This window comes from Arthrobacter sp. S39 (assembly GCF_004320525.1).
In the GTDB taxonomy this organism is placed as follows: Bacteria; Actinomycetota; Actinomycetes; order Actinomycetales; family Micrococcaceae; genus Arthrobacter.
Map to the genome: position 1 here is coordinate 55,755 of NZ_SIHX01000006.1, position 12,820 is coordinate 68,574.

Below are 12,820 nucleotides of genomic sequence, written 5' to 3' on the forward strand. Positions count from 1 at the left end.
TGCCCCCTAAACCCTGCGGCCTGAGCCCCACAACAGCTCGCATCCATTCCGGAACAGCGCCGTATCCACGAAAGGTAACCATGAATCTGCACAAACTCCTGACCCAACGCGAGGCCGACGGAAAGCCCATCCGGGTGGGACTGATCGGCGCAGGCCGTTATGGCACGATGTACCTGGCACAGGCGCGGAACATCCCCGGCATCCACGTCGTCGCCATCGCAGACATCAACCTCAAGCGCGCTGAAGGTGCTTTCGATCTCGTTGGATGGCCCAAAGACCAGATCGCCTCCGACATAGCAGCCGCTCTGAGGGACCGGTCCACTGCGATCGTGGCCAATGCTGACGAGCTTTTCGACGTCGACATCGACATCATCGTGGAGGCCACCGGTAACCCCATCGTTGGTGTCAAGCACGCGCTGCGTGCCATTGAAACGAAAAAGCACATCATCATGGTCACTGTTGAAGCCGACGCGTTGGCAGGGCCAGCCCTTGCGAAGCGGGCAGAAGCAGCCGGGGTTGTCTACTCGATGGCGTACGGCGACCAGCCGGCCCTCATCATGGAACTTGTCGACTGGGCCCGCACCAGTGGATTCGACGTCGTCTGCGCCGGCAAGGGCGCCAAATTCCTTGAGCACTATCACGAGATGAACCCGGACAACGTCTGGGAGAACTGGGAATTTTCCAAGGAGCTCACTGACTCCGGGCAGCTGAACCCCAACATGCACACCTCCTTCCGGGACGGCACCAAGGCCGCCATCGAGATGGCTGCCGTCGCCAACGGGGCGGGGCTGGTCCCTTCTGACACCGGGCTGACGTTCACGCCGGGAGACGTTGAGGAAATCGCCTCAATCTGCCGCCCCGCCGACGTCGGAGGAGCCCTCGCGCACGAAGGGACTGTCGACGTCATGTCCAGTGTTAACCGCGACGGCACCTGGATCCCCCACAACACCCAGGAAGGCGTGTTCGTCGTCGTGAAAGCCACGAACGAGTACGTCTCCGGCTGCTTCAACGAATACCCTTGGCATCCGGACCCCACCGGGCAGTACGCCGCGCTCTACCGCCCCTACCACTACGTCGGCCTGGAGCTGAACGTGTCCATTGCCAATGCCGTCCTCCGCGGGATCCCTACGGGTTCGCCTGTCGGGTTCTTCGGTGACGTTGTCGCCACGGCCAAGAAAGACCTGAAAGCCGGTGAATTCCTTGACGGCGAGGGGGGCTATACCGTGTGGGGCCAACTCGTGTCCGCGAAGCACTCCGTCACTACCGGTGCGCTGCCTGTCGCCCTGGCCCACCACGTGGAACTGCTCAGTGACGTGGCCAAGGGCGCGATCGTCCGCTGGGACGACGTCATCATGGACGACTCACTCGCCCAGGCCCTCGAACTGCGCCGCGAGACTGAGGCCCTGGCTCTTGAGGCGGTTCCGGCCCCATGATCGACCGGCGCTCATTCCTCGGGGCGGCAGGGGCCACAGCCGCAGGCCTGCTGCTGGCAGGATGCGGGGCTGCCCCTGCCCTTGATCCGAACAGGCCCGCTGCGGCCGGCGGCACCCTGAAATTCGGCAGCTGGCAGTGGCTTGAGCCCGGCCGGGGCGAAGCGATGTGGCAGGCGATCCAGGCGTACACAAAGGCGAACCCGTCCGCCACCCTGGCCCAGAGCACGACGCCGTTCCTCTCCTTCGCCGACAAGCTCAACACCGAACTGGGCGGCAAGGGAGGCCCGGACATCTTTGTGGTCCAGGACGTCAACTTCTACCCGCTCGCCGACGCCGGGATCCTGGCTCCGCTGACGTCGGTCATCGAAGCGCACAAGGGCAATCCCTTTAACCACACCAACGAGTCCGGCCTCGTCAACGGGGTGCAGTACGGAATCACGTGGGAGCGCCTGAACTGGAACTTCTTCTGGAACCGCCAGATTCTGGAGAAAGCGGACGTGGCTCCGCCCACCAACGTCGAGGGACTGATTGCTGCAGCCTCGCAGATCCGCTCGGCCACCGGCCTGGACGGATTTGGCGTCCGGCACCAGATGACGGAATTCGATTCCTGGTTCATGGACTTCGATGTCTGGACCTACGGTTTCGGCGGTTCCTGGTCCGACGGGTCCCGGCCCACCATCGACTCGGCCGAGAACATCGCCGGCGTCGAGGCGTTCGGGGAAATCTACCGCTCTGGGGCGATGCCCATCGGCGACGACGCCTCGACCATGCGCACCAAGTTCCGCGAGGGACGCCTCGGCATGATGATCGATGTGTCATCAACCGTGGCAGGCATCCTCCGGTCATCCAAGGCGCTGACCTCCGCTGACATCGGCTTCGCCGACCGGATCCCGCTGCCCAAGCCCTCCGCCCACCAGGAAATTGTGCTGGCGGTCAACGGGTACGGCAAAAACAAGAATCTCGCCGTCGACTTCGTCGGCTGGGTCGGCTCCGACGAGGGCCAGGCCGCCCTCCGGGCGGCCATGGGACCATCAACCCTCGCCACCAACGTGCCTCTGGCACCCGACTACGCCGCGGCCAACCCTTGGGCGAAGGCCTTCATCGACCTCGCGGAAGAATCCAGGAGCCCGCTCATCAAGGGCTTTGAGCCGCAGACCAAGGCCATCATGCGGGAAGTCATGACCCAGGTGGAACGCTACCTGGTCGACGGCGGCGACGCCGCAACGGCACTATCCACCGCGCAGAAACAAGTAACTCAGCTACTTGGCTGAGCCCACCTAGGCAAAGGATCAGGGCAATGTCGCTCCGAACTTCCATCTCCCCACCCACCGGGGTGCAGGACCAGATACAGGATGCCCCGTCCCGGCATCACATGTGGCAACGAATCTCCCCCTACATCTACGTTGGCCCGGCCGTAATCTACCTGATCGTCTTTATGATCATTCCGGTGGTTCAGGGCATCCAGCTCAGCTTCACCAAAACGCCCCTCGTCAAGCCCGACGGCGGAACGGGCGTGGGGCTGGAGAACTACTCCCGCCTGCTCAGCAGCCCGCAGTTCTACAACTCCCTCGGCGCCACCATCCTGTACACGGCGGCAACGGTACTCTTCGCCGTCCTCGTCGGCGCAGGAGCAGCGTTGCTCCTGAACCAGTCCTTCAAGGGCCGGACCATCGTCCGGGCAGTCATCACCTTCCCGTGGGCCGTGCCTACCGTTGCGACCGCCTTGATCTTCAGCTGGATCTTCAACCGCTCCGACGGCGTCCTCAACGAAGTAGTGGGCGTCCTCGGCGTCGGGCAGCAGGGCTGGCTGGTCGATCCGAAGTTCGGCATGGCCGCAGTGGTGCTGACCTCCGTCTGGAAGGTCATGCCACTCGTCATGCTCGTGGTTCTTGCCTCACTGCAGTCAATCCCGAGCGAGCTGTACGAGGCCACCCGCATGGACGGGGCAGGCGCACTGGAAACCTTCAAAGCCGTCACCTGGCCGCACATTGCCCCTACCGTCAGGGTGGTCACCCTTCTCATGACCATCTGGTCCATCCGGCGCTTCGAGATCATTTACCTGCTGACCGGCGGTGGCCCGGTGGACAGCACCAACACCCTTGTGGTCAACGTGTACCGGCAGGCTTTCAGCAACCAGGAACTGGGCAGGGCCGCAGCAATCGGCGCCCTCGGCCTTGTCCTGTCGCTGCTGGTCACCGTCGTTTACTTCATGATCGAACGGCGCAACGCCGTCAAGGAGGCGTAGAAAATGACCACGCAAGAAGCTCAAGCCACTCAACACCCGGAAGCAGCGCACAAGCGCCGCCTGAAAGCCCCAGGGCAACGGAACTTCAGCAAGCCCGTCCGTTTCATCATGCTCGGAGCACTGGTCCTCTTCTCGGGCTTCCCGCTCTACTGGATGCTGAACACGGCCCTCAGCCAGGACTCAGAACTCTACGGTCAGGCCCAAGGTTGGTGGCCCCACTGGGAACGGCTCGCAGACTTCGGCGACGTCATTGGCAACGTACCGATCTTCAAGTGGCTGACCAACTCGGTGGTCATCGCCGGCGGAACCACCCTCCTCTCACTGGTCTTCGCGGTGCTGGCCGGCTACGCGCTGTCCCGCTTCAAGTTCCACGGCAAAGGGGCCGCAGGGTTCCTGCTCTTCGCAACCCAGATGCTCCCGGAGGCGCTGCTTGTCGTTCCGATTTACGCGCTTTTCGCATCCCTGGGTCTGCTGAACGGGATGGGCGGGCTGATCCTCGCCAACGTTGCGTTCACCATGCCCGTCAGTGTCTGGATCATCAAGGGAGCCATCGACGCCATCCCGTATGAGATCGAAGAGGCAGCCTCCGTGGATGGGTGCCCGAGGGTCACCATCCTGTCGCTGGTCCTCACCCCGCTGATTCTCCCCAGCGTCGCAGCCGCTGCCGTCATCAACTTCTTCGACGGCTGGAACGAGTTCCTCCTCGCCAAGACCTTCATCGCTGAACGGGATCTCTGGCCCGCGTCCGTTGGCCTGGCGTCCTTCGTCGGCCAGTACCTGACGTCGCTGAACTCGGTCATGGCGGCCGCCCTGCTGTTCACTCTGCCGGCGCTGGTGTTCTTCCTCCTCGTCCAACGCCGCATCGTCTCAGGCCTCACGGCCGGCTCAGTCAAAGGTTGATCATGGCAACGCTCTCACTACGAAACATCAGCAAACGCTTCGGGGACACCAAGGTCATCCACGACTTCAGTGCCGACGTCGACAATGGCGAGTTCCTGGTCCTGCTCGGTGCGTCCGGCTCCGGAAAATCGACCCTCCTGCGGATCATCGCCGGACTGACCGACCCGAGCTCCGGCGACGTCATCTTCGACAACCTCCGGGTCAACCGCCAAAGCCCGCGGGAACGCGGCATTGCGTTCGTCTTCCAGTCCTACGCGCTCTACCCCCACCTCACCGTCCGCGAAAACATCGCCTTCCCTTTGGTGCTGGACAAGTTCAAGGGTTGGCACCACATCCCGGGAATCAGCGCCGTGGCCCGCCGATTCTTCGGCGCGAACAAGGACATCCAGGCGAAAGTCGACGAAGTCATCTCCATGCTCGATCTGGATGCCTATGCCAAGCGCAAGCCTGGCGGGCTTTCCGGCGGCCAGCGGCAGCGGGTCGCACTCGCTCGGGCCCTGATCCGCAACCCATCCATGTTCCTGTTGGACGAGCCACTGTCCAACCTCGACGCCAAACTCCGCGCCGAACTCCGCGGCGAAATCGTCCGCCTCCACCGTTCGATCGGCAAAACCTTCGTCTACGTCACCCACGACCAGGTCGAAGCTATGACCATGGCGACCCAGATAGTCATCCTGCACAACGGCGTGGTCCAGCAGCACGCGACGCCCCAAAAGATCTACAACCGCCCCGCCAACACCTACGTCGCCCGATTCATCGGGAGCCCGCCCATGAACCTCCTCAACGCGGTGGTAAAAGACGGAACACCGTCCATTGGCGTCCTGCGGCTTGAGGCGTACGACGGCGGCCGGCCAGAGAGCGGGCAGCTCACCGTAGGCCTACGGCCGGAACACCTGACCGTATCCGCGGACGCCACCGGCACGGGCCTGCCCGGCACCGTGCGGCGAGTCGAGGACCTCGGCGCCGACACACTCATCGGTGTACAGCCCGACGCGGCCTTGGAGCTCAAACTCTGGGAACTCAACCAGGACGAGCTCATCTGGATCCGTCAGGAAGGCCAGACCAGGCTCTTCGCCGGCGACCCCTGCACTGTTGAAGTCGACACCAGGCTCGCCAGCTACTTCGACAGCGAGACAGGCCTGAACCTGGCGCCTGCGGACAGCTCAGCCACCGGAAAGCTCGTGTCCTTCAGCTGACCGGACCCGGACAGCAGCCAAACCACACCGAAGGATGCCGCGGACCGGCGGAATCCCGCCAACGGTCCGCGCCGCCGTCGGACATCCTTCACTCAGCCGCGGCAGATGCCGGCCGCCCACCCAGGAGAAACCACATGTCCATTGTTGTTACCGCCGCATTCACGCCCCGCGAAGGAACATTCGACCAGGTCGTCGCAGCGCTCTCACCCGCCATAGCAGAGGTCCACGAGGAACCCGGGTGCCAGCTGTACGCCATCCACGAAGCCCCCAACGGCCAGATCCTCATGATCGAGAAATGGGAATCCGCGGAACTCCTCGACGCCCACGGCGACGGCGACCCGGTCAAACGCCTCAACGCCTCGTTGGAAGGGCTCCTGGCGGAGCCGGTAGAGGTCACCCGCCTCGCGCCAATCCCTGCCGGAACAGCACACCAAGGGGCTCTCTAGTGCACCATCCGGTAGTAGTAATGGGAGTGTCCGGCGCAGGAAAAACTGCGGTCGGCACCGTTCTCGCGGACCGTCTTGGAGCGACTTTCACTGACGCGGATTCCCTGCACCCGACAGCCAACGTCAAGAAAATGGCAGAAGGCATCCCCCTGATCGACGCCGACAGATGGCCTTGGCTCCAGCTCGTCGGCGCCGAACTCTCAGCCAAACACGAGCAAGGGATTGTCGTCGCCTGTTCAGCCCTCAAACGCGCCTACAGAGACGCGATCCGCACGGCTGCACCCACGACGACGTTCATCCTGCTAAGCGTTGACACGCCCGTGCTGGCAGAACGGCTGGTTCAAAGGCCCGGTCATTTTATGCCCGCGTCCCTGCTCGCTTCACAACTCGAAACCCTCGAGCTCCTTGACGCAGACGAAGCAGGAATTGTCCTCACATCCGAGGGAGGAATCGAAGCAACCACCGACCGGATCCTGGCAACCCTGCAACTCCATGAGGGAACCGCCGCGGACGGTCCCGTTAGGCAAGAAAGGTGGTCTGCGCAGGTGCCTGCGGCCGGCTACGCGGGCGCCAACGCCCTGACGGAGTCCCGTTCCACGGTGGGGCAGTAGATTTTGTCGGGGCCGCCGTCCTGCGCTTCGTCGAGGCCCAGCAGCATCCTCACTCCCGCCGCGCCGAGTTCGTAGTGGGGGAGCGACACAGTCGAGAGCGGAGGCCGCAAGTGGGCGGCGATCACTTCCTGGTTGTCGAATCCCACCACTGCCATGTCGTCAGGGATTGAGAGTCCGTGTTCGCGCAGCCCGTCGTACAGTCCCATCGCCATCCGGTCGTTGTAGCAATACACCGCCGTGACGCCGAGTTTAAGGAGCACCTCGGTCGCTCCGAACCCGCCTTCCTGGTCCGGATAAGCCTCAAGGACCAGGCCGTCGTCGAACGGGATGCCTTCAGCTTCCAGCGCTTCCCTGTAGCCCTGGAGCCGTCCGTCCTTCGCCGGGGCGGGGATGGTGGCGTTGATGAAGGCAATCCGGCGGTGGCCGTGCTTCAGCAGGATCTCGGTGGCTGAGCGGCCGCCCTGGACTTCGTCCGGGACCACGGCCCGGGCACCGGGTTCTTCGGCAAAACAGTTGACCAGGACAAAGTCGGATTCCCGGAGCGAGTCCGGAACGTCCGTGGCGCGGTGGAACCAGGTCGAGTACAGGATGCCGCGGACTTTGTATTCGAGCATCATGGCGATGGCGTCCCGCTCAAGCTCGCGGTTGCCTTCGGTGTTCGCGATGAGGAGCGCGTAGCCATGTTTCCAGGCTTCGTCCTGGGCGCCGTGGATGATCTGGCCGGCGAACGGGGTGGTGGCGATCGCGTCGGCGACCAGTCCGATGAACCGGGAGCTGCCGCTGACCAGGGTTTGGGCCATGGCGTTGGGCCGGTAGCCCAGATCCTGGATCGCGTCGTGGACCCGCTTGCGGGTCTCGTCGGAAATCCGGGCTGCCTTTTTGTTATTCACCACCAGGGAAACGGTGGCGGTGGAGACGCCTGCGGCTTCTGCTACCTGACGCAGGGTAACGGGCTGGGCGCGCCGGCTCTGCTGCAAGGGGGCAGCCGCCGATGGCGTACCCGAACTATTCTCCTGCGAATCCATCTGCCCTCCTTCAGGAGTATATCGGCCTGTCATCCCTTGCTCGCCCCGCTTTCCAGGCCCTGGATCATTGCCTTGTTGAGCACCAGGAAGACCAGGAGCAGGGGTGTGATGGTGACGCAGACGGCGGCGAAAGTGGCAGTCCAGTCCGTTTTTCCCATCGCGCCGATGTAGTTCTGCAGACCCAGCGGGATGGTCTTCAGTTCCTCGGAGAGGACGAAGGTGTTGGCGAAGATGAAGTCGTTCCAGATGAAGATGCTGTTGACCAGCACCACTGTCACCACTGTGTTCACCGACAGCGGCAGGGTGATGAGTCCGAAGATCCGGTAAGGCCCTGCCCCGTCCAGTGATGCCGCCTCGTAGGTTTCGCGGGGGATGTACTCGAAGAATGACGAGAAAAGGTAGATCGACATCGGCAGGGCGAAGCCGGCCAGGGGGATGATCATCGACGGGTACGTGTCCAGCAGGTTGATACTCGCGTAATCGATGAAGAGCGGGACAAGCGCGATCTGCACGGGCACGATGATGCCGATCAGGAAGATGCTGCGGACGATCCTGCTGCCCCGGAATCCGAGGACCTGCAGGGCGTAGGCGGCCATCATGCCCAGGAGCACAATCAGCAGGTTGGCGCCCATCGTGACGATGAAACTGTTGAGGATGTTCATTCCCAGGTTGCCGGTCTCGAAGGCGCGGGCGTAGTTCTCGAACGTGATCGCCTTGGGGAGCGCGAACGGGTCACCGGTTGCGAAGTCGAGTTCGGTGCGCAGGCTGGTGATGAAAAGCCACGCCAGGGGGTACACCTGCACGATGACGATGAGGGCGATGATCACCCTCGACAGCGTGCCGTGGAGGCTTGGCTTGCGTCGCCTGCGCGACGGCGGCTGGCTGGCTGGTGGGGCTGAGGCTGGGACGGGCCTTGTCACTGGAGCTGCCGGCGCGGTCATGCGTCCGCCTTTCGTTTGAGCACGAACAGGATGAGTCCGACGGCGACCAGGCACTCGATGACGATGAAGACGGCGATGGTACTCGCGTAGCCGAAATCAGTGCTGGTGAATGCCGTCTTGTACATGTAGGTGGTCAGCAGCTCGGAGGACTGTCCGGGACCGCCGTTGGTCATGAGGTACGGGATATCGAATCCGCGCAGGCCATAGGTCGTCGCCATGATCGTGGTGGTGATCCAGACAGGCATGATGTGGGGGAAGCGGATCTTGGTGAACAGTTGCCACCGGGAGGCTCCGTCGAGGCGGGCGGCTTCCTCAAGCTCCTGCGGGACGGACAGCAGTGCCGCGTAAATGATGAGCATGTAGAGCCCGGTGAACCGCCAACCCTCCGGGGCCGACACCGCAGCGAGCACGGTGTTGATGTCCGAGAGCCAGGGGCGTTCCAGGGCGCCGAGGCCGATCCAGTGCAGGAGCTGGTTGAGCAGGCCCACCGGTTCGATCGAGTAGATCCGCACGAAGAGGAACGCGATGGCCACCGTGGAGATCACCGCCGGCAGGAGATAGAGGGTTTTGATCAGCTCGCGGCCGCGGCGCATGGAGGTGAGGAGGCTGGCGACCAGCAGGGCGCCGCCGAGCTGCAGGACCAGGCAGATGGCGAGATATCCGAGGGCGTTGAAGAACGAGCGCCAGAAGATGTCGTCGGCGGTGAGCATCCGGACGTAGTTGGCGAGCCCCACGAACTCCATGTCGCTGATGCCGTTCCAGGAGAAGAAGCTCAGGAACAACGACTGCAGGATGGGGAACAGCACGGCGATGCCGTACAGCAGCAGGGGCGGAAGCAGGAAGACCAGGACGGAGAGTCGTGACCTGTTGGGGAGCATGGCTGGGCCTTTCGGGTGGGGGCCGGAGCCCCCACCGCTGTGATTACTTGAAGAACTTCGGGGCGTTCTGCGCGATGGTGCTGTCCATCGTGCTGGTGAACTGTTCGGGCGTGATGTTGCCCTGGACGAGGAGCACCAGCTCCTGCTGCAGCCTGCCGTTGGTGGTCGGGTCGAGCTGCGTGTCCCACGGCATGGCCTGCTTGTCCCCGAGGTCGTTGGCCATGTCCAGGGCCTTCTTATACAGCGGGGTTGCGTTGGCCGGAACGGCGGTCTCAACGTTGGTGGTCGGCGAAAGCGCACCGGTGGCCGCGTACTCGGTTGGGTACTTCGTCAGGGCAAACTTCAGGAAGTCGCTCACCAGCGGGTCGTAGGTCTTGGCGTTCACGGCCATGCCAATGCCCGACGGCGACACGAACTCGTTTGCCGCCGTGACGGATCCGTCGGTGGTTGGCAGGGTGAAGAAGTCGATGTCGTCCCGCACGGCAGGATTCAGCTTGTCAGTTGCCAGGCTTGGCAGCTCCCAGGTGCCGATGTTGTACATTGCCGCCTGGCCGGAGGTGAACTGGTTCTGCGCGTCGGAGTAGCCCTGTGAGGAGAAGCCGTCCTGGAAGCATTTGGCCTTGCCCAGCGCAGCCAGCCATTCGACGGTCTTCTTGCCTGCCGGGTCAGTAAATTTGGCTTCGCCCTTCTTGAGTTTCTGGATGAACTCCGGCCCGGCTTCGCGGAACGGCTGGTAGGCAACATACCGCTCGAGGGGCCACTGGTCCTGGCCGTCGATGGCGATGGGGGTGATGCCGGCGTCGCGCAGGGCGGTGCACATGGCGGGGATGTCATCGAGGGACTTCGGGGCGGAGACGCCGGCCTTCTGCAGCAGGGCCTTGTTGTACCAGATGAATTCCAGCTCGAACTGGAACGGAATCATGTTCAGGGATCCGTCGTCGAAGCGCTGGTAGTCGAGTGCGCTGGGCCGGTAGTTGTCGTAGACGTCCAGGGATTTGAGCAGTTTTTCAGCGTCGACCATTTTCCCTTGTTTGGCCAGTTGCTGGGCGAAGGGCGTGGCGTCGGTGTCGAAGAGCTCGGGGAGCTTGTTCGCGGCGGCGAGGGTCTCGAGTTTCTGGATGTAGGAGGGCCGGTCCGGGGTAGTGATCAGGTTGAGTGAGAAACCCGGGTGGTCCTTGGCATAGTCGTCGGCCAGCTTCTTCATGATGTTGATGACGGCGCCGTCGGCCGGCCGGGACAGCAGCCACGAGATTTCCCGCGGCTTGACCTCTCCGGTGGGACTGACGTTGGAAGGGTCGGTGGCTCCTCCGCCGCCGCCGCATCCTGCGAGGGCGATTGCCGCGGCCGCAGCCACGGCGGCTGTGAATAGCTTCTTCATGAAAATCTCCTTTGATTCGGGTGAAAGCGGTGTGGGTGTTTAGTTGTCTGTGCGCTTGCGTATCTGAAGGTCTGTCAGGGTGGTGGATCCTTCCCCGGTGAAGACGCCGATCCGTCCCGCCGGCAGGTCGTAGATCCTGGTGCTGAGGGCAACCTGCCGGTCCAGGACAGCCACGCACAGGTCCCCGTCGACGACGAGTTCGAGGGTGTGCTCCCCGGGAGCCAGGTCGCAGGGACGTTCCAGTTCGATCTCGAACGGAATGTCGCCGGAAACATGCCACTGCGCATCACCGGTGACCTTTCGGGGCCACCGGTCGAACACCATGCGGCCGCGCTTCGGTTCGAGGCGAACTACGTAGGACTGGTCCCCGTCCTGGCTTGAACGCAACAACAGCCCGCATTCGGTGGTGTTGGCTTCGATGGCCAGTACTGCCTTGGCATAGAACTGGCTGGGAAGCGTTTCGTCGGAGACGGCGGCGGTATACCCATCCGGTGCTTCCAGCGGCGTGGGCAGCCCGTTATTAAGCGATACCGGGACGTCGTCCCAGAAGCTCTCAACGAGTTCGTCAGCGAAGCCGAATCCCAGCGTTCCGTCGGGGTTTTGCCGGGCCTCCAACACGGACATGGTGCCCGCCCACTGCCAGGGCCCGTCGTCGGCGTTGCCTTCCTTGCTGGCGATCCAGCCGAAGAAGAACCGTCGTCCATCCCGTTCAGCGGTTTTGGAGGCGTAGAACGCGCGGCCGTCCACTGAGTCCAGGTCCGGCACGGACCAGGGGCCGTCGGGGCTTTTGGCCATGCGGTAGCGGGTGGTGAAGGATTCGGAGAACTCCGAGTAGACCATGTACCACCAGTCGCCCCACGCGAAGACGTCCGGGCATTCGTGGGTGATGTAGCGCCGGGGGTCCCAAAACGGTTCAGTATGCTGCCAGGTCACCAGGTCGCTGGAGACGCACTGGGCAATGACACCCCGACGGCGGTCCGGCCCCGCGGAGTGCCGCGCCGCCAGAAGCATCCGCCACTGGCCAGCGGCCTCGTCCCGGAAGACAAAAGGGTCCCGCCAGTCGCCGGACTCGTAGCCGTCCGGGGCGCCGAAGGTTAGTTCGGGGTGCTTCACCCAGGTCTGCATGCCATCGGTGCTCGTGGCCTGCATGACGAGCTGAAGCGGCGCGCCGTCCGGTCCGAGGTTGCGCGGGTTTTGCCCGGTGTAAAACAAGCGGTGGATGCCGGCTTCGTCGACCACGATGCTGCCCGTGTAGGCGTTGAAGTCCAGGTCTGTTTCGCTTCCGTGCTGGAGGGAAACCCCGTGGTCTTCAAACTGCGTGAGGTCTTTGGTGGTGACCAGGTTCCAGGAGGTTCCCGGCTTCGGGTCGGCGCGGACCTCGTGCAGGTAGAAGAGCCAAAACTCCCCGTCCTTCTCGAAGGGGATGAGGTCTCCCACCCAGCCGCCGGCGGGTTTGAAGAAAACTGAGCGGTTCATCGGCTCTGACGTCCAATCTGCTAAAGCGTTTAATCACAATCAGCATAAGTGGCTGGCGTCACATGATCAAGCGTTTTAGCAAACTTTTCCCGAGGTGGCCATCGAGCGTGACGAACCCCGGCGCCGGGGGGCCGCCGTCGTACCTTCCGACCCGTGCCCCTGTGGTTGTCGGGACGCCACGCGCGTAGACTTCAAGCGGCTTGGTACGGGCTTCCACACGAGCCAAATATCCAATTCTCGAGATGGATCGCCTCATGCTCACGACGTTGCTTTGCAAGTTGAACCTAGGCC

At 63.2% G+C, this 12,820-nt stretch carries 12 protein-coding genes; 7 read left to right on the plus strand and 5 right to left on the minus strand.

The features are described 5' to 3' along the window. The first annotated feature begins 80 nt into the window (after positions 1-80). The 7 genes from EYS21_RS13340 (at position 81) to EYS21_RS13370 (ending at position 6,831) form a co-directional block, all read left to right on the plus strand. The gene (locus EYS21_RS13340) at positions 81-1,433 is read left to right on the plus strand and encodes a Gfo/Idh/MocA family oxidoreductase (protein WP_131133694.1); all 1,353 of its coding nucleotides are present in this window, start codon (positions 81-83) and stop codon (positions 1,431-1,433) included. Next, positions 1,430-2,704: an extracellular solute-binding protein gene (locus EYS21_RS13345; protein ID WP_131133942.1), complete on the plus strand. Its 1,275-nt coding sequence runs from the start codon at positions 1,430-1,432 to the stop codon at positions 2,702-2,704. Before EYS21_RS13340 ends, EYS21_RS13345 begins: the two co-directional genes overlap by 4 nt. 26 nt (positions 2,705-2,730) lie before the next feature. Further along, entirely contained in the window at positions 2,731-3,678 is a 948-nt protein-coding gene (locus EYS21_RS13350; protein ID WP_131133695.1) for a sugar ABC transporter permease, read from the plus strand. 3 nt (positions 3,679-3,681) lie between these two features. Further along, entirely contained in the window at positions 3,682-4,578 is an 897-nt protein-coding gene (locus EYS21_RS13355) for a carbohydrate ABC transporter permease (protein ID WP_131133696.1), read from the plus strand. A 2-nt stretch (positions 4,579-4,580) separates the two neighbouring features. Next, the gene (locus EYS21_RS13360) at positions 4,581-5,774 is read left to right on the plus strand and encodes an ABC transporter ATP-binding protein (protein ID WP_131133697.1); all 1,194 of its coding nucleotides are present in this window, start codon (positions 4,581-4,583) and stop codon (positions 5,772-5,774) included. 134 nt (positions 5,775-5,908) lie between these two features. Beyond that, positions 5,909-6,220 (plus strand): putative quinol monooxygenase, encoded by a 312-nt coding sequence (locus tag EYS21_RS13365; protein WP_131133698.1) that lies wholly within the window; start codon positions 5,909-5,911, stop codon positions 6,218-6,220. After that, entirely contained in the window at positions 6,220-6,831 is a 612-nt protein-coding gene (locus EYS21_RS13370) for a gluconokinase (protein WP_131133699.1), read from the plus strand. The genes EYS21_RS13365 and EYS21_RS13370 overlap by 1 nt, the downstream gene beginning before the upstream one ends. Here EYS21_RS13370 and EYS21_RS13375 read toward each other — a convergent pair. From EYS21_RS13375 to EYS21_RS13395, 5 genes are read right to left on the minus strand one after another with little or no spacing between them, the layout of a single operon-like run. Next, positions 6,780-7,856 carry a LacI family DNA-binding transcriptional regulator gene (locus tag EYS21_RS13375; protein ID WP_131133700.1) on the minus strand — a complete coding sequence of 359 codons (1,077 nt, stop codon included), beginning with the start codon at positions 7,854-7,856 and terminating at the stop codon, positions 6,780-6,782. The genes EYS21_RS13370 and EYS21_RS13375 overlap by 52 nt on opposite strands. A 29-nt stretch (positions 7,857-7,885) precedes the next feature. Further along, positions 7,886-8,797: a carbohydrate ABC transporter permease gene (locus EYS21_RS13380; RefSeq protein ID WP_131133701.1), complete on the minus strand. Its 912-nt coding sequence runs from the start codon at positions 8,795-8,797 to the stop codon at positions 7,886-7,888. Continuing rightward, complete coding sequence (locus EYS21_RS13385) at positions 8,794-9,675, minus strand: sugar ABC transporter permease (protein ID WP_131133702.1); 882 nt, start codon at positions 9,673-9,675, stop codon at positions 8,794-8,796. Before EYS21_RS13385 ends, EYS21_RS13380 begins: the two co-directional genes overlap by 4 nt. A 43-nt stretch (positions 9,676-9,718) precedes the next feature. Continuing rightward, positions 9,719-11,053, minus strand: coding sequence for an extracellular solute-binding protein (locus EYS21_RS13390; protein ID WP_131133703.1), 1,335 nt, complete (start codon positions 11,051-11,053; stop codon positions 9,719-9,721). 39 nt (positions 11,054-11,092) lie between these two features. Continuing rightward, a complete protein-coding gene (locus tag EYS21_RS13395) occupies positions 11,093-12,529 on the minus strand; it encodes a GH32 C-terminal domain-containing protein (RefSeq protein ID WP_131133704.1) in 1,437 nt (478 codons plus the stop codon). Positions 12,530-12,820: the final 291 nt, after the last annotated feature.

Excerpts from the sequence above, each read along its gene's own strand:
- EYS21_RS13340 (WP_131133694.1), top strand. The coding sequence starts at position 81 with ATGAATCTGCACAAACTCCTGACCCAACGCGAGGCCGACGGAAAGCCC.
- EYS21_RS13345 (WP_131133942.1), top strand. The coding sequence starts at position 1,430 with ATGATCGACCGGCGCTCATTCCTCGGGGCGGCAGGGGCCACAGCCGCA.
- EYS21_RS13350 (WP_131133695.1), top strand. The coding sequence starts at position 2,731 with ATGTCGCTCCGAACTTCCATCTCCCCACCCACCGGGGTGCAGGACCAG.
- EYS21_RS13355 (WP_131133696.1), top strand. The coding sequence starts at position 3,682 with ATGACCACGCAAGAAGCTCAAGCCACTCAACACCCGGAAGCAGCGCAC.
- EYS21_RS13360 (WP_131133697.1), top strand. The coding sequence starts at position 4,581 with ATGGCAACGCTCTCACTACGAAACATCAGCAAACGCTTCGGGGACACC.
- EYS21_RS13365 (WP_131133698.1), top strand. The coding sequence starts at position 5,909 with ATGTCCATTGTTGTTACCGCCGCATTCACGCCCCGCGAAGGAACATTC.
- EYS21_RS13375 (WP_131133700.1), bottom strand. The coding sequence starts at position 7,856 with ATGGATTCGCAGGAGAATAGTTCGGGTACGCCATCGGCGGCTGCCCCC.
- EYS21_RS13380 (WP_131133701.1), bottom strand. The coding sequence starts at position 8,797 with ATGACCGCGCCGGCAGCTCCAGTGACAAGGCCCGTCCCAGCCTCAGCC.
- EYS21_RS13385 (WP_131133702.1), bottom strand. The coding sequence starts at position 9,675 with ATGCTCCCCAACAGGTCACGACTCTCCGTCCTGGTCTTCCTGCTTCCG.
- EYS21_RS13390 (WP_131133703.1), bottom strand. The coding sequence starts at position 11,053 with ATGAAGAAGCTATTCACAGCCGCCGTGGCTGCGGCCGCGGCAATCGCC.
- EYS21_RS13395 (WP_131133704.1), bottom strand. The coding sequence starts at position 12,529 with ATGAACCGCTCAGTTTTCTTCAAACCCGCCGGCGGCTGGGTGGGAGAC.